General features: G+C 34.1%; 16 protein-coding genes. 12 read left to right on the top strand and 4 right to left on the bottom strand.

Annotated features, from left to right (window positions below; all coding sequences use genetic code 11):
• Positions 1-171: 171 nt before the first annotated feature.
• Both ACQKCJ_RS10775 and ACQKCJ_RS10770 read right to left on the bottom strand, forming a co-directional pair.
• Positions 172-774 (bottom strand): ferritin-like domain-containing protein, encoded by a 603-nt coding sequence (locus tag ACQKCJ_RS10775; protein WP_271335767.1) that lies wholly within the window; start codon positions 772-774, stop codon positions 172-174.
• Positions 775-971: 197 nt separating this feature from the next.
• Positions 972-2,141, bottom strand: coding sequence for a zinc-dependent alcohol dehydrogenase (locus tag ACQKCJ_RS10770; protein WP_271335766.1), 1,170 nt, complete (start codon positions 2,139-2,141; stop codon positions 972-974).
• Positions 2,142-2,355: 214 nt separating this feature from the next.
• On the opposite strand from ACQKCJ_RS10770, the gene ACQKCJ_RS10765 reads away from it, so the two are divergent.
• The 6 genes from ACQKCJ_RS10765 to ACQKCJ_RS10740 all read left to right on the top strand — a co-directional run bounded on the left by ACQKCJ_RS10765 (position 2,356) and on the right by ACQKCJ_RS10740 (position 7,630).
• A complete protein-coding gene (locus tag ACQKCJ_RS10765; RefSeq protein WP_271335765.1) occupies positions 2,356-3,936 on the top strand; it encodes an FAD-dependent oxidoreductase in 1,581 nt (526 codons plus the stop codon).
• A 65-nt stretch (positions 3,937-4,001) separates the two neighbouring features.
• Positions 4,002-4,370, top strand: a complete 369-nt coding sequence (locus tag ACQKCJ_RS10760) for an STAS/SEC14 domain-containing protein (protein ID WP_427402008.1) — start codon at positions 4,002-4,004, stop codon at positions 4,368-4,370.
• Positions 4,371-4,646: 276 nt separating this feature from the next.
• Positions 4,647-5,036, top strand: a complete 390-nt coding sequence (locus tag ACQKCJ_RS10755; RefSeq protein WP_271335763.1) for a YidH family protein — start codon at positions 4,647-4,649, stop codon at positions 5,034-5,036.
• A gap of 180 nt (positions 5,037-5,216) precedes the next feature.
• Positions 5,217-6,026 carry a mechanosensitive ion channel family protein gene (locus ACQKCJ_RS10750; RefSeq protein ID WP_427402007.1) on the top strand — a complete coding sequence of 270 codons (810 nt, stop codon included), beginning with the start codon at positions 5,217-5,219 and terminating at the stop codon, positions 6,024-6,026.
• Between the two features lie 321 nt (positions 6,027-6,347).
• On the top strand, positions 6,348-6,572 hold the full coding sequence (locus tag ACQKCJ_RS10745; RefSeq protein ID WP_271335760.1) for a hypothetical protein: 225 nt from the start codon (positions 6,348-6,350) through the stop codon (positions 6,570-6,572).
• Positions 6,573-6,625: 53 nt separating this feature from the next.
• Positions 6,626-7,630, top strand: coding sequence for an SDR family oxidoreductase (locus tag ACQKCJ_RS10740; protein WP_427402006.1), 1,005 nt, complete (start codon positions 6,626-6,628; stop codon positions 7,628-7,630).
• Between the two features lie 186 nt (positions 7,631-7,816).
• Here the strand turns inward: ACQKCJ_RS10740 and ACQKCJ_RS10735 are convergent, their stop codons facing one another.
• On the bottom strand, positions 7,817-8,824 hold the full coding sequence (locus ACQKCJ_RS10735; RefSeq protein WP_271335758.1) for a chemotaxis protein CheB: 1,008 nt from the start codon (positions 8,822-8,824) through the stop codon (positions 7,817-7,819).
• A gap of 703 nt (positions 8,825-9,527) precedes the next feature.
• Between ACQKCJ_RS10735 and ACQKCJ_RS10730 the strand changes: the two genes are divergently transcribed.
• The 4 genes from ACQKCJ_RS10730 (at position 9,528) to ACQKCJ_RS10715 (ending at position 11,670) form a co-directional block, all read left to right on the top strand.
• Complete coding sequence (locus tag ACQKCJ_RS10730; protein ID WP_271335757.1) at positions 9,528-10,205, top strand: SRPBCC family protein; 678 nt, start codon at positions 9,528-9,530, stop codon at positions 10,203-10,205.
• Between the two features lie 95 nt (positions 10,206-10,300).
• Positions 10,301-10,864, top strand: a complete 564-nt coding sequence (locus ACQKCJ_RS10725) for a hypothetical protein (RefSeq protein WP_271335756.1) — start codon at positions 10,301-10,303, stop codon at positions 10,862-10,864.
• Positions 10,865-10,979: 115 nt separating this feature from the next.
• Positions 10,980-11,231 carry a DUF7218 family protein gene (locus ACQKCJ_RS10720; RefSeq protein ID WP_271335755.1) on the top strand — a complete coding sequence of 84 codons (252 nt, stop codon included), beginning with the start codon at positions 10,980-10,982 and terminating at the stop codon, positions 11,229-11,231.
• A gap of 157 nt (positions 11,232-11,388) precedes the next feature.
• The gene (locus ACQKCJ_RS10715; protein ID WP_271335754.1) at positions 11,389-11,670 is read left to right on the top strand and encodes a hypothetical protein; all 282 of its coding nucleotides are present in this window, start codon (positions 11,389-11,391) and stop codon (positions 11,668-11,670) included.
• Positions 11,671-11,975: 305 nt separating this feature from the next.
• Here the strand turns inward: ACQKCJ_RS10715 and ACQKCJ_RS10710 are convergent, their stop codons facing one another.
• Positions 11,976-12,413, bottom strand: coding sequence for a hypothetical protein (locus ACQKCJ_RS10710; protein WP_271335753.1), 438 nt, complete (start codon positions 12,411-12,413; stop codon positions 11,976-11,978).
• Between the two features lie 632 nt (positions 12,414-13,045).
• On the opposite strand from ACQKCJ_RS10710, the gene ACQKCJ_RS10705 reads away from it, so the two are divergent.
• Both ACQKCJ_RS10705 and ACQKCJ_RS10700 read left to right on the top strand, forming a co-directional pair.
• A complete protein-coding gene (locus tag ACQKCJ_RS10705) occupies positions 13,046-13,420 on the top strand; it encodes a response regulator (RefSeq protein ID WP_271335752.1) in 375 nt (124 codons plus the stop codon).
• A 368-nt stretch (positions 13,421-13,788) separates the two neighbouring features.
• Positions 13,789-17,067 (top strand): CheR family methyltransferase, encoded by a 3,279-nt coding sequence (locus ACQKCJ_RS10700; RefSeq protein WP_427402005.1) that lies wholly within the window; start codon positions 13,789-13,791, stop codon positions 17,065-17,067.
• The last annotated feature ends 182 nt before the right edge of the window (positions 17,068-17,249 follow it).

Raw genomic sequence — 17,249 nt, 5'->3', positions numbered from 1 at the left:
TAATCAGTTACTTAACACTGATTAAATTTACAAAATTCTTAATAAAAATACAAATTAAAAAAAAGTAGCTGACTCAGTTTTGAGACAGCTACTTTTTTATTTTTTGAAATTGATATAAAAACAATTAAATAAAAAAACCTGTATCAATTATTTGACACAGGTTATCAGAAATTATTTTTCTTCAACTTCATCATCAGCGGCATCAAAATTTATGGTATTGTACGCGGCATCTGTTAGTAAAGTGTCTGCTTCTTTTTCTTCTTCGAGTGTTGCTTTCAATAATTCTACAGCTTCCTGCTCTCCTAATGTTTCCGCAAATGCGGCTAAAGTTCCGTAAGTAGCGATTTCATAATGTTCGATTTTTTGAGAAGCGGCGATAATTCCAGCATCACGAACAGGACCAGGTTGTGTTTCTTCCATAATGCTTTCGCCTTCTTTGATAAGTCCTTCCATCGCATCGCATTTTTTTGCTGCTGCTTTTTCTCCTATAATTTCAAAAACTTGTTCCAGTCTTGTTATTTGTTCCTGAGTCACGGCCAAATGATCGTTGATGGTAGTAATTAGATTTTCTGAAGTTGCATTTTTTGCCATTTTTGGCAGCGCTTTGGTTAACGCTTTTTCTGCCCAATAGATATCTTTAAGCGAATCTACAAAGAGTTCTCTTAATCCTTCGGCAGCGCTTGACTTCGCTTTAACTTTTGTACCAGAAGTTGCTGTTTTACTTTTACTGGTTGTATTCTTTGTACTGGTTGTACTTTTTGTTGCAGTTTTCATAATTTTAAATTTTTAAGTTATAATTCAAATTTAAAGAAGCTGATTTTCTATCGTTTACAAATTTATTTTTCATTTTTACAGGATTCGCATTTTCAATACGTTGTCCTTATTTTATAATAAATTGTGAGATTATAGTATAATGCAGATGCTATAAATTCAATACTAAAATCTTTTGTTTGTTTGAATTTATAAAGTGATTATTGCCATGGATCGAGTACCACTTTTACACAGCCGTCTTCACGTTTTTTGAAGATATCATAAGCATGCGAAATCTCAGACAACGGAAGTCTGTGTGTGATAATATCATCCAGTTGTACTTTTCCCTGAACGACATATTCTAAAAGTTTGTCGATATGTTTGTGTGCCGGAGCCTGACCGCCTTTAAGGATTATTCCTTTATCGAAAAATTGCCCAAGCGGAAAATTATCATAATTCACAGGATAAACGCCTAATACCGAAACAATACCGCTTCTTCTTACAGCGCTCATACAAGCTTCTAATACTTTAATAGATCCTTTTTCGAAATTAATCGTCGCTTTGATTCTGTCGCCAAGATTACGTTCCGGCTCAAACCCTACGGCATCAATGCAAACATCTGCACCACGTCCTTGTGTGAGTGCACGAATTTGCTCGACAACATCTTTGGCGCCATCTTCCCATAAAATAGTAGTACATCCTGTTGTGGCTTTTGCCTTATCCAGTCGGTATTGAAGTGTATCGACAACAATGACCTGAGCAGCTCCGCGAAGCCAGGCACTTTTTGCAGCCATAAGTCCCACAGGTCCAGAACCAAATATGGCAACGGTTTCTCCTCCTTTTACTTCTCCCCAATCTACTCCTGTATATCCGGTTGGAAAAATATCCGTTAGAAATAATAATTGTTCATCTGTCAGACTGTCTGGAACAACTCTTGGTCCGTAATTGGCATAAGGAACCCGAACATATTGTGCTTGTCCGCCATCATAACCGCCGTAAAGATCTGTGTAGCCAAAAAGTGCTCCGCCTTTTTCAGTCAGGATTCCTCCTTCCGGTCCGTAATGTTCCGGATTACTGTGCTCACAATTTCCGGGAACATCGTGGTTACAAAAAAAACAATTTCCGCAGGCAATAGGAAATGGTACAACAACGCGATCGCCTCTTTTAAGATGTGTAACTGCTGATCCCGTTTCTTCGACTATTCCCATAAATTCGTGTCCCAGAACCATAGGCCTCGGCTGTGGCAAACCACCTGAATAAATGTGCAAATCTGATCCGCAGATTGCTGTAGAAGTTACTTTAAGAATAATATCGTCATTGGCCTGTAATTTCGGGTCATCGACCGTATCGTATTTTACGGAACCCGGTCCGTGTATAACTGCTGCTTTCATACTAAGCTTTTTAAAATTAATAGGCTTGTAAGTAACTCATATTAAACCTCTTAACCTTATACTTTATTCAAAAATCCTTACATATAAAACAACTGGTAATCATATAAAAGTCCTACAATATTTTATAAACCTCTAGCACACATCATTTTATAATTTTGAGAGATTCAGGCTTTTAGATAGTAATTCTGTGCCTGTTAAACTAAACACAAACAATATGGCACCATTACACGACAAATTCGACTCCGGCAATATAACATCCGGAGACAATGTATCTTTTTGGATAGATTCTACTGCGATAATTGCTTTTGATAAACCCAATAGAGATATTGAAACAGAGGTATTAATTATTGGCGGCGGAATTGCCGGACTTTCTACGGCATACAAATTAGTAAAAGCGGGCAAAAAGGTAACTCTGGTTGAGGACGGTTTTATAGGAAGTGGCGAAACTGGGCGTACAACAGCTCACTTGACTGCTGCATTAGACGACCGTTATTATTTTCTCGAAGATACTTTTGGAAAAGAAGCCGCAAAACTGGCTGCCGAAAGTCATACTGCAGCAATTGATGAAATCGAAAAAAATGTAAAGGATCTCAATATTGACTGCAACTTTATGAGGGTAAATGGCTATCTATTTCTTCACCCAAGTGACAAAGAGAAAAATTTGCAAAAAGAATTTGAAGCTACGCAAAATGCAGGTTTAAATACGGGTATTTTAGATCATATTCCTGCTATAATAGGTGGTGAAGGAATAAATTGTCTGGCTTTTTATAATCAGGCACAATTTCATATTCTGCATTATTTACAAGGACTTGCACAGGCAATTGTTGCGCTTGGAGGACAAATATTTACCGAAGCACGAGCTGATAAAATAACTAAAAACGGTGCCATAGTTAATGGTTATACTTTTTCGGCCAAGGATATTGTGGTGGCTACAAATACTCCGGTCAATGATACGCTCACAATGCATACCAAACAATTTGCTTACAGAACTTATGTTATTGCCGGGAAAATCCCAAAAGGAAAACTACCTTATTCGCTTTGGTGGGATACTGGCGATGCAGATTCTAAATGGGTTTCTCAACCTTATCATTATGTGCGCTTAGAAAGTTTTGATGATCAATACGATTTATTGATTTCGGGCGGTGAAGATCATAAAACTGGTCAGGCAGACGAAGAAGGCATTTCAGAATCAGAACGATACGCAAGACTCGAAGCATGGACAAAAAATTATTTTCCCGCGCTTGAAGAGATCACGTACAAATGGTCCGGTCAGGTTATGGAACCTGTAGATTCGTTAGGATTTATGGGCAAGAATCCCGGTGATGATCATATTTATATCATCACGGGAGATTCAGGCAACGGAATGACGCATGCTACGATTGGCGCCTTGATTATAAGTGATAGTATTTTGGGAATTAAAAACAAATGGGAAGATCTCTACAATCCGTCCAGAATTACTTTGAAAACTGCTGTAGATTTTGCCAAAGAAGCCGGAAATACAGCCGCACAATATCTGGATTGGATTGCGGCATCTGACTTAAAAAATGTAGCAGATCTTAATCATGGCGAAGGGGGAATTTTATCCTCAGGACTCAAAAAAATTGCGGTGTATCGCGATTATGACAATAGCTTAAGAGCATTTTCGGCAGTTTGTCCGCATTTGGGCTGTATTGTTAATTGGAATAACGACGAAAAATCTTTTGACTGCCCTTGCCACGGTTCACGTTTCTCTTGCGATGGCGTGGTAACAAACGGTCCTGCAAAAACAAATCTGAGTCAGATTCATATCAAATAAAAAATTCATTTACCAAAACTCAAATAATAATAATAATTATAATAATAATAATAATAAATATACGGATGATACAAGTACTTAATGCACCCAAAAATGTAGTGGCTTTCAGGGCTCTTGGCGAGGTCACGGCAAACGATTACAAAACGATAATCGCACCTGCGGTAAAAAATCTGGTAGAACAAATTGACGAAATCAACTTTCTATTTTTAATTGATACTGATCTCGAAAATTTTACGGCAACAGCGTGGCTCGAAGACGCTTTTATAGGTCTTAAAAATTTCGGGAAGTGGAACAGAGCCGCCATCGTCACCAACTCAGAAAAAGCTATTTCTTTTACCAATGCATTTGGTTATGTAGTGCCCGGTAATTTTCGCGGGTTCAAAAAAGAATTTTACGATCAGGCACTTCATTGGGTTCAGGGTGGCACAGGTTGAGATTAGAATCTTATAACCTCTTAGGTGCAATTATATTTTAACAATTGTCCCTAAGTCATAAATTAAGTTTTTATATACAATTATTACTAAAAAAATCGGCAAAGTCGCAAAGCGCTCAAGTTCAGATACATATTCTTTGCGACTTTCGTGAGATTTATTCTGCAAAAGCATTATAGCTATTTTCTTTACTTATTGTCATTGGTCTTGGGAACTATGTGTTTAATTAATTTTTTGTGAATTGCCCTAAATGGTTCTTATAATATAATTTTTAAAAATATGGACAACGAAAATAAAAATTTGGCAAATGACCAAATGGCAAATGAAAGAACATTTTTGTCCTGGATCAGAACCGGAATTGGTATTATGGTCTTTGGATTCGTTATCGTAAAATTTTCTTTGTTTGTGAATCAGATTCCTTCTACATTTTTTAAGGAACCTGACCTTCCTAAAAACGGATCTACTATTTTAATAGGGATTGCTTTGGTAATCACCGGAGCCATTACCATATTGCTGTCGTATTTTAGATACAGACAATCTTCTAAACTTCTGGAACAGGGAAAATACTTGTATTCTACCATGATGTTAACGGTAATTACGGTAGTGATTTTTGTAATGAGTATGATAATTATTGCCTATTTGATTATTTCCGCTTATCCTGCCGGCTAACTTTTTGAGTATAAAAATCAATTGATTTGTCTATAATTGCTGGTTTGCAAAAATTCCAATTGTCAAACTTAACAAGACTAAAAACAAGGAGATAAAATTTTATAATAAACAGTAAGAATTATATAAGTCAATTATAAAAATGAAAATTTAATTTTAGTACAAAGCAAACTATGTATTAGTATGGATAATTTTTTTCATGACATTCTCAAGCATATCGAAGGATATTATTACGGTCTGGTAGATATTACTCCAAAAATTTTATTGGCCATTCTGGTTGTTTTAATCTCATGGTTTATTGCAGCACGTGTAAAAGTATTTGCCGATCGCAAATTAAAGACAAGAATGCATGATCCGTTATTGGCTACTTTTATCGCCAATTTAATCAAGGCTGTTCTTATTATCATTGGACTCTTGTTTATGTTTCGCGTTATTGCTCTTAACGGTGTAGCACAAAGTGTCTTGGCCGGTGCAGGAATATCAGCATTTGTAATAGGATTTGCTCTTAAAGATATTGGCGAAAACTTTCTTGCCGGAATTCTATTGGCTTTCAAAAGACCATTTTCTGTTGGTGATATTATAGAAAGCAACGGCGTAAAAGGAAAAGTTGTAGCATTGAACCTTCGTGATATACAGGTAAAAAGTGACAGTAAAAATATTTATATCCCAAATGCTCTTTTGATCAAAAACACTCTGGTTAATTTTAACAGCGAAGGATATTTATTGCAGGATTTTACCATTGGTCTTGAATACGGATCAGATTACAGAAAAGCGATTGAAATTATTGCTAACGTCATGAAAACAGATATTGCCGTAGTTGACAAAGGCTATTCTAATTCTGCAGTTGTATCGGGCATTACAGGAAATACGATACAAATCAACATTCGCTATTGGGTAAAAACTGATCGCACTGTGACAGATGGCAAACACAGATCAGAAGTTGTGATAAAGGTTGCCGAAGCATTAAAAGAGAATGACTTTACTATAAAATAGTATTAATTCGAATTATAAAAATAGAGAAGCTTGTTTACAGAACTAGCTTTTTTATGTCCGCATAATACACGATTTCTTACGATTACCACACCCAAACTACTGAAGATTAAATAACTAAAATCTAAAATTATATAAATATATCAATACGTCTCTTTTTAAATTTGGTTTTGAGTTTAAGCATAAGAGTTCTCATAAATCTGTTTGATTACAAGAAAAAAATCAGAACTCTTTTTGATTAAATATACCCTATAAACACAATTAAAAAAAGCAGAAACATAAAATCATCGTTGCTGCAAAATCAAATTTAAATATTTCACTACTATGAAAACAGCTAATTCAACACAGTACACACAACAAGTATTTTTATCAGAGGATTCTCCAATGTACATGGAAACATTTGAGCGCAATCATATTGAGCAGGTTTACCAATCGACAAAAGAGCAGCTTTTATGTTGGGGCGAAGAACCTAAATACCTAAACAGTGAATTTTCTAATACGTTTGAAAGAAAAGATCAGGGAGAATCAGGAAGAGTTTTTCAGATTTAGATAAGGAAAACAAATCCTGAGAACATTTTTTAAAGAACGGAAAATATAATATTATGGAAACCAAAAATAAAATATCCCGTCGCTCTGCACTTACCGGTATGGGAGCAGTATTTGCCACAGCAGCATTTAACCCGATTATGGCCAATGCATTTACATTAAATGAAATTCCGATGATGAATATACCTGAAGATCCTACTACAAAATATCCCCGACCACCTTTTAAAGAACAATCCCAGCCATGGCCGGGACTTGTCAGTAAAATGGATCCACGCCCGGATCATGGCGAGAAAAGCTATAAAGGTTCCGGTCGCTTAAAAGGCCGTAAAGCATTAATAACTGGTGGTGATTCCGGAATGGGACGCGCCGCAGCGATTGCTTATGCAAGAGAAGGCGCGGACGTTGCCATAAATTATTACCCCACCGAAGAAGAAGATGCCAAAGAGGTAATTGAACTAATAAAAGCCGAAGGACGCAAAGCTGTTGCAATTCCCGGAGATTTACGTAACGAGCAATTCTGCAAATCCCTTGTTGAACAAGCTGTAAAAGCGCTGGGCGGTCTTGACATTGTGGTCAACAATGCTGCACGACAACAAACACATGCTTCTATATTGGATATTTCGACTGAGGAATTCGACTGGACTATGAAAACCAATATTTATGCTCCTTTCTGGATTATCAAAGCGGCGCTTCCGCATCTCAAACCGGGCGCATCAATTATTGGCACAAGTTCTGTACAAGCCTATGCTCCTACTGAGGATTTATATGACTACGCTCAGACAAAAGCAGCCACAACAAATTATATTAAATCACTTGCGAAACAACTTGCTCCAAAAGGCATCAGGGTAAATGGTGTTGCTCCGGGACCAATCTGGACGGCATTGCAAGTAAGTGGAGGTGCTACGATGGAAAAACTAAAAGAATTTGGTTCTCAAACACCAATGGGAAGACCCGGACAACCGGCTGAACTTGCTTCTATATATGTGCAGCTTGCTGCTAATGACGCCAGTTATGCAACAGGCCAGATTTATGGATCAAGTGGCGGAGAAGGTAATCCATAAACAAAAACTGCTTATTTTTTGTTCTTACTAACACAATTTTATATGTACATTATTAATTATACCACTGACTAAAAAGCCTTCAGTATCGACGATTTTGAAGGCTTTTTAGATTTTGTAAGATGCTGTAATGGGATTCAGGATATTGAAAAATTTCATCAAAACTTACCACTTTTCACCTATAAATTTCTAATCTCCTGATAAAGTATTTGATGATATATTGATTACAAAAGACTTTAATCTTTTTATGTGTTCATCGATGTCATTAATTCTTTTATTAAATGATGAAACGGTCTCGTCATGATCCCTGCGGTTTCTGCGCTCAGATAATAAACGAAGCATATTTCTTTTTTCTTCTAACATTCTGATGGATACCCAAATCGATTCTTCGATTTTTAAGTCCTGAAGTTCGTGCAGCATTTTCTCAGAATAAACATGCCCAATATGACATCTGTATCTGTGAGTGGGATCTTCTTTTATTTTCCATAATCCACCGCCGCAATCCGGACATGAAAAATCACTATGATCCGCAATCCTTTTTAACTGATTAATATCGCTCATTAGTTTTTCGGTTATATTTACTTCAATTTTCAATTCATGTGGAATAGCAATTTTTGGAGGAAGGGGTTTATTTAAAATATTTTGAATAATAACAGGTATTTCTTCCAGTTCAGCCATATAATTAACCCTTATTTTATTTAGTACATTTCTTGGCATATCAGCATATTCAGCCTGCTCCGGATCTTGTACAATACAAAGTCCTCCGCAACTTTTAATAGCCTGCATTCCTGAAGTTCCGTCATATAACATACCACTTTCAATCACACCTATTGCTTTATGTCCAAAATGTACTGCTGCAGAACGAAATAACACATCAACAGATGGGCGATGTCTATTTTCTTCCGGACCCTGATTCAAATGTACAGTAGCACCATTTACCATCAAATGATGTTCTGGCGGAGCAATGTATATAGTTCCTTTTTCAATTTCCGTTTCATCTTTTGCAACTACACATTTCAAATTTGTATTTCTTTGAAATATCTGAACAATATTTTCCGGACTTGACTTTCTCGATACATGAAGAACCACCAGAACAGCTGCATCAATTGTTTCCGGAAATCCATTGACTATTTTAGAAATTGCCTTAATACCTCCCGCTGATGCTCCAATAACAATGAGATTTCGTATTTGATCCATTTTTTTAATATTAAGTATTAGTACATAATTAATTCAAGTTGCTGATTTAATGATTCAATAAATATTTGGCTCTAAATAAATTCAATCTACGGGATATTTTTTCTCGTAATTTTTATTATTCTATCACCAATATTACTAACAATATTACTGCCAATATTTAACTCCTAACAGAGTAACAAAAAAAATATCTCGCAGAGATTACATATTGGTAGAAATCAATTTATTCATACCTGTTTTGTCCCGTAGGGACTACATTTTATTAATTGGCAACTGGAATTAATGAGAAAAACAGATTCATTTAAATTCTTAAAAGTGAAATACTATTCAATCCATAACCATATAATTTTAATAGTAATGTTTCTGCGCTTTCAAATTCAATTTTATTGCAACAAGTCTATAATTCCTTTATTGTAAAGAGATTTCTTCAAAGGATTTTTCCCTCACAATTGTTCTAAAAAATTACACTATTCGAATTTATAAAGAACCATAACATGAATCTTACAAAATAGAATGTTCGTTTTTACAAAATTCACAGTCAACTAATTAAACATCAGCGTTGCTAAAACCTTTAAAAAAATAATCAAGTAAGATTTTATGAAAATAATATAAATCTGAGGTTCCTATTTTATAATTGATTTACAAGCACTTATTATAATTTTCGAATTACTATTAAATGAATTTATAAATCAAAAAAGAATAAAAAATGGAAACAAAAACTTCACATTCGTCGAGTGCACTGAATCCTTTACATCTTAAAAAAAATGTATCTGCGATTGAGCGAATAATTATGGTTGCAAGCGGTGCCTATCTTTTATATGATGGTTTGTCACGCAACAAAAAAAGTTTATCAAAAAGTACTTTGGGAGGTTCAATGCTTCTGCGAGGCGTTAGCGGTTATTGTCCGGTTTATGATCCTGTCGACAATTTGCAGCAAAGCAAAGCTGCTAATGTCAACATCAGGATCAACAGCGTGATCAAAAAACCTGTAAACGAAGTATATGAATTCTGGCGTGACCTTGAAAATATGCCAAAATTTATGAGTCATCTTGAATCTGTAAAAACAATTAACCAATCAAAATCTGAATGGACAGCAAAAGGTCCGGCGGGAATTGGAAGATTGACCTGGGAAGCAGAAATTGTAAAAGATGAAAAAAATACTTTTTTGAGCTGGCAGTCACTTCCTGATGCTTCTATAAAAAATGTTGGGAAAATTGTTTTTAAACCTAAAGGAAAACATACAGAAATTGATGTAACGATTTCTTACCACGCTCCTTTTGGTGTTATTGGCGAAAAAGCGGCGCAGCTTCTTAATCCTTATTTCGAAAAAATTGTTAAAGATGATATTACAAGTTTCAAATCTTATTTAGAATTAGAAAAATAATAGTTGTTGGCATTATTTTGACTTAAAATATGATAAGTAATAATCAACAAAAACATACACACAAAAAATAATTGATAATTATAAAAATTTAAATTATGAACAACAAAAACAGCGAAAATTTCGATCGGGAAGATCGCAATTTTTATTCAGAAGGACAGCGCGCTACTCAGGATACTACTGAAAATACAGATCCCCTTAATCGCGATCAGAGTGAGACGAAAACCGGAGAAGAATACAAAAGTTCATCTGCTCAAAATGAAACCACTCCGGATCAGGAAAATAGAAACAATAGTCTAGAGAATGATTCTGATAACGATCCCAGCAGAAGAACATTGGACGAATATAATGCAAACGAAGATGAACCGGATCAGGATAATGGTTTAAAGAATGCCAATTTAAACCACAACAATTCAAATAAAGATTCAGATCCTCTGAACAACGATTATGATTCGTACGACAATGATGTCGAAGATGACGATATCAGGGAAGATAATCTAAGAGATGCTTTTAATAATGACGATTTAGATCGAAAAGATCAAACTGATTTCGAGAATACAGATTTTGACAAGGAAGATAAACTTAGATATTCAGACAAAAATTTAGACAAACAAAATCCGAATATTAATGAACCCGATCCTTTTAAACCTAAAAGGTTTTAAGCAGGATAAAGACTTAATGAATACCATAGGATTTTGGTGTTCCGGATAGCAAAATAATACTTTCTAATTTATTAGAATCTATCAATAAACAGTACAAACTTTAAATTAAATTATTATGCCAGGAAAAGACCCGGGTCCACAAATAAAAGACAAGGACCAATACGAAGCATTGCGCGATAAAGGTTACAGCAAAGAAAAATCAGCGCGAATATCTAACAGTAAGGGAGCCGAAAAAAGAGGAGGCTCAAGAGATGATTATGCAGACAGAACAAGAGAGGAAATTTATTCTGAAGCAAAAAAAGCGGATATAAAAGGACGATCTACAATGTCTAAGAAAGAATTAATACACGCCTTACGCAATAATTAAAAATTTTAAACAGCAGCTCAAAAAACAACCGATTAAAGATTAAGTTTCTTTGAGCTTCTGTTTTGGTTTAGTAATTATTCTAAATTCTCTTTAAGAATGCAAATGCTGGTTTAAAACATCAGCTAAGCTAAAAAAATTAATTTTAAAACTACTTATTATGGGAATAGCAGATAACGAGAGATTTGGACAAAGCCAACGTCAATCTCAATCAGAAAGTCAGATGATAAATTCTGAAACTATGGAAAATAAAGATCCTGCAATAAATCAACATCAGGACGATAGCGCAAACAATGTAAATCACGAGTATAGTGATCAGGATGATAAAAAATCTTCTGACCTGGAAGAGGACGATAATGAAGATCCTTACTTTCAAAAAAATGCAGAAATTGCTCAGGATCTTGATGACGATTTAGAAAATAAAAATACATCAGAGCAATAATTCTGATAACGAAGATTCAGATCGTGACTTCGATCAAAAAGATACTTATGATCTTCAGAATGATAATTTTGGGAAAGAAAATGATCGAAATTATACTGATCCTATTATTGAAGACGATGAGGACATTGACCCTAATATAAAAGAACAAGATCCCTTAAATCAGCGATGATTGTGTTTCTTTCTTTTTTAACCTAAAAAAAACCGCCGGATATAAATTCAGCGGTTTTTGTGTTTTATCCTACAAATAAAAATCATCGACAACCTCACAGAGAAATAAGCAATGAATTATTACACCATAATCTAAATTAATCGGCTTTGTATTTATTATTCCAGTACAACATCAATAACAAAGTTACAATAATGCATGAAGCAGTTCCTTCAAATAAAAGGCACAGAACATAAGTGGCTACAGATGGATCGCCGCCAAACATAAAAGCTTCTGATAATGATTTTACATAAGCATCGCCACCTTTTGCATAACTATAAATAAGTAAGGCCACGACACTAAATACAACTCCGGAAAATGACGTGACCATTGCCGAGATTGCATTGGGAACAAAACTGTTTTTACCTTCGGCAAGGTTCATTTTTAGAGTTCTGTTTACTCCGTAAAAAATGAAGAGCACATTTAATAAACGTAGATAAAACAAGTGAGAAAGACCTAAAACTTCCATTAATAAAAAGAAAATAGCGATTCCTAAAAAAATATAAAACCCATTGATTACTTCTCTTGGTATTTTCATAGTAGTTATTTTTAAATTTAATAAATTGATTTGTTTCAAATTAATAAAAAATTAGATTAAAAAACTTCTACTATTTTCGGGTAAGATTATAAAATTTCAATTAAGAATCCAGGGCGGCATTTACATGCAAGCGAAACATTATCAAACAATTAACATATACTTTCATTAAATAAAATGTGGTAATTATGCAACAAAAAAATGAAAATTATATAAATTTGTACCTGTTCATGATTCTAAATTTACAAAAAGCAATTAAATTAGTTACAGACTTAAAGAGCCACAAAATGAAGATTATCAAACTTTTTTTAACCGTTTTTTCAATTACAGTATTCAATATTAATTGTGTCCCGCATTGTGATAATAAAGATTATACGCGTGATCAAAAAGAAGCAGAAATAACAAAAGCCAATTCGGTTCTGGTTATAAAACAATGATTTTTCTTTTACAATTTATCTGACAAAAGGCTTGTTTGTATTACAAGCTTTTTTTTTAACTTTAAAAATAAAAAAATATGCAAAAAATCTTGCTATTCATCCCTCCTGTCTGATTTGTTTTTTTTGATGACTTTTGCGGTTATCAGGTCGCATTATCTCTCACTTATTGCAACAATTATAAATACAATTCCCCCAAACATGAAATATAAAAACATTTTACAAATCGACGATGATTATGATGATTGCAATTTTTTCTTAGAAGCTCTTGAAGAAGTTTCTGTAGCTGCATATACAGCGATCCATAATCCTGTTCAGGCGATACAAAAGCTTGTTGATAATGAAATACTTCCTGATCTGATTGTTCTTGATATTAATATGCCAATCATGAACGGATTAGAAGTATTGTATGAAATCAAAAAGAAAGAAGTGATTAAAAATATACCTGTAATTATATTTTCAACATCGATACCTCCTGAAGTAAAAAACAAAATGAAAGATCTTGGCATAATGGACTACTTTATTAAACCAAGCGATTTTAATGTACTTAAAAAAATCCTGACAACGTTTACCTAGAATCTCAGTTGCATAAATACATTTTTCTAATAACAATACAATTAATACTCAATTTACGTCGAGACGTATACTGGTAGTAATCGTATTGTATTGGTTAGGATTTTTTTGTTTCATTTTTGAGGTTTTTTATATATTGGCATATAATTAATATGCTTACTTATTATAAATAGCACTCAATGATTTTTTCATAATATTGATTTTTAATCAATTAAAATTTCAAAAAATAATTATAAAACTAAATTTTACCTGAATCTAGACCATAATCTTATATTTTTATGAATTTATTATTACAACATTTCCATTTATTCAATATACAATTTTTTAATATTAAAAAGACTTAATACATTTGGTCTAAATTATAGTTTGCCATGAAAGTTCCTGCTAAAACTCCTCACAAAACAATACAGGATTTTCCCGTAGTTGGCATTGGTGCCTCTGCCGGAGGATTGGATGCTTTCAAAAAAGTACTGAAAGCCATACCCAATAATTCAGGGATGGCATATGTGCTTGTACAGCACTTGTCTCCTGACTATCCCAGCAACCTTCCTGAGATACTTTCTCAAAGCACAGATATTCCGGTTCATGAGATTATTAATGATATAAATCTGGCACCAAACCATATTTATATTATTCCGGAAAATAACAATCTTATTGCTGAAGATGGCGTTCTAAAACTGCATAACAGAACTCGTGATGAGAGAAAAAATAACAGCATCGACATTTTCTTTGAGTCGTTGGCACAAGTTCATAAGAGTTTTGCAATTGGTGTAATTCTTTCCGGAACTGCTTTTGATGGTACTTACGGACTTAAAAAAATAAAGGAACTTGGCGGTGTAACAATCTCTCAGGATCCTGAAACGGCAGCTTTTAAGGGAATGCCTCAAAGCGCTATCGACGCTGATGTGGCTGATTATGTTCTTGCACCTGAACTTATTCCGGAACAATTGCTTCAAATTCAGAAAAGTTATACCCTTAATCATGGTTATAGTGAAGAGGAACATATTCCTCAAAATGAAGAAGAAATCCTGAATAAAATTATAAATATTGTTTTTTTAAAAACAGGAAATAATTTCAATCATTACAAACAACCTACTATAAGACGGCGTATTGCCCGCAGAATGGTGATCGTTCGTAAAGAAGGTCTCGAAGAATATTACCATTATTTAAGAAATGATAAAGCTGAACAGGATCTCTTGTTCAATGATTTTTTAATTCCTGTAACGTACTTTTTTAGAGATACTAAGTTTTTTGAATCGCTGCCAAATATTGTGTTCCCAACCCTGATTCAAAATACTCTCAACAATAATTTACGTGTTTGGGTTGCAGGATGTGCCACTGGCGAAGAAGCATATTCGATTGCTATTTGCATTCATGAATATCTTGCAGAAAAAAACAATAAAGATATAAAGGTTCAAATTTTTGCTTCGGATATTTCTGAAAAATGCATTACAAAAGCCAGAACAGCACTTTATTCAGCTCAGGATTTACAACATGTTTCGCCGTCAAGGCTTCAAAATTATTTTACAAAACGTGATGGTCATTATCAGATCAATAAAGTAATTCGTGATATGTGCATTTTTGCAGTTCACAACTTTATCAAAGATCCTCCGTTTGCCAGAATTGATTTGGTTTCATGCCGAAATGTGCTCATCTATTTTGATCCGTTTTTACAGAACAAAGTTTTAAGTTCATTTCATTATTCATTAAAAGAAAAAGGAATTTTGTTTCTGGGAAAATCGGAAACTACAGCCAATGCACAAAATTTGTTTGAACCTCTTGGCAAAAACGAAAAAATCTATATCCGCAAATTTGCACCTGGACGTTATGTTCCTGAGGCGTTTAAACCGGCAAACATAAATTCGAGAGGCAAAACAGAAATATTTCCTAAAAAGATTCAACCGGAAACGGATTTTAGAAAAATTGCTTCAGATATTTTATTCCTAAAATATACTCCGGCAAGCGTCATTATAAATGAACATCTGGAAATTGTTCATTTTCATGGTGATACAAGTTTCTTTTTATTACCATCGCCCGGAAAACCAAACTTTAATATTTTGAAAATGGCACGCGAAGGCATCAGCTTTGAATTGCGTAATGCTATTTTGAAAATAAAAAAGGAACAAAAAAATGTCATCAAAGAAAATATAGTGGTCAAGGATCAACCTTATCTTGCTTCATTCGAAGTACTTGCTATCCCTAATGATGACGAACATATCATGGTTCTTTTTCATAAAAAAATGCTTCCTGAATTAGACGAAGACACTAAAAAAAGCCGAAAAAGTTCTGATCAGCAGCGTATCAAAGAACTCGAAAATGAACTTAACCAACTTCGTGAAGACATCAAACGGGTCACCGAAGAACAACAAACTGCATTTGAGGAACTTCAGACTACAAATGAAGAGTTATTGAGCAGCAGTGAAGAAATGCAGGCGATGAACGAGGAATTAGAAACCTCAACAGAAGAACTGCAGTCTAATAATGAAGAGTTAATGTGCGTAAACGACGAATTAATGGACCGTCAGGAACAATTGACTTCTATGCGAAATTATTCTGAGTCGATTTTTAAAACCATTCGCGAACCATTGATTATTATTGATCAGGACTTTTTTGTAAAAAATGCCAATCCTGCTTTTTATAAATATTTTCAAACTACCGAAAAAGAAACAGAAGGTTATTCCTTATTTGAGATTGGAGATTGCCAATGGGATATTCCGGAATTTAAAGATCTGATTTATAACATGCTTGGCGAAAAAACCCAGATCGAAGATTTCAAGGTTGATACTACCTGTAAAGGCATTGGCAAAAAAATCATGATGGTAAGTGCGCGCCGTATACTAAATGCAAAACCTGCCGGCATGATCTTACTGGCACTCGAAGATATTACAGATGTAATTAGTGCTAATGAATTGTTGACAATCAAAAATGAAGAACTGCAAAATTATAACGATCAGCTAGAAGCCTTTAGTGTTGCAGCAAGTCATGATTTACAAGAACCGCTTCGCAAAATTCATATGTTTTGTAAAAGGATTATTGACAACGAAGAGCATTTATCTGAATCAAGTAAACATAATCTGGAGCGAATGTTATTTGCCGTGACCAACATGAGCCAGTTAATTGCTGACCTGATTGCGTACTCGCGAATAAATTTTATAGAAAAAGAATATAAAAAAACAGATCTGAACGTTCTTTTAAAGAAGATTATTGCAGATATAAAAGACACTATTTTAGAAACAAACACCATAATAACAGTTTCTTCATTTCCACAGTTAAATGTGATTCCGTATCAAATACAACAGCTTTTTACCAATTTAATTCTTAACGCTATTAAATACACAAAAAGCGACGTCACGCCTGAAATAAAAATTGAAACAGAGCAGCCTTCAACTGACGAAATCCTTTCAATTGGCGGTAACAAAGAAAGTAATTACGTAAAAATTAGCGTGACTGATAACGGGATTGGATTTAACCAGGAATTTGCATCAAAAATATTTGAGCCTTTTTATAGATTACACAACAACGATCAATATCATGGCAGTGGTCTTGGGCTTACATTGGCTAAAAAAATTGTCGCAAATCATAACGGATTTATTGCTGCAAAAAGCAAAGTCAATCACGGGACCACATTCAATATTTATTTACCGCTATAAAATAAAAAAAACATAAATAACTGTCTCCAAAAAGTTTCACCGCTATTTGGAGACAGTTTTTTTGTAATGTTTTTCTATTCTCTCAATGTTTATACAGAGAACAAAAAATTATAAAATGATACTCACATTTTGCATAATTCTCATTCATAATTTACAATGTTGTACCCAAAAAATTGCCTGCG

Origin of the sequence: Flavobacterium sp. NPDC079362, from assembly GCF_050267765.1 — a bacterium.
In the GTDB taxonomy this organism is placed as follows: Bacteria; Bacteroidota; Bacteroidia; order Flavobacteriales; family Flavobacteriaceae; genus Flavobacterium; species Flavobacterium azizsancarii.
Note: the sequence above shows the minus strand (reverse complement) of the source record. Positions and strands in the feature narration are given on the sequence as shown.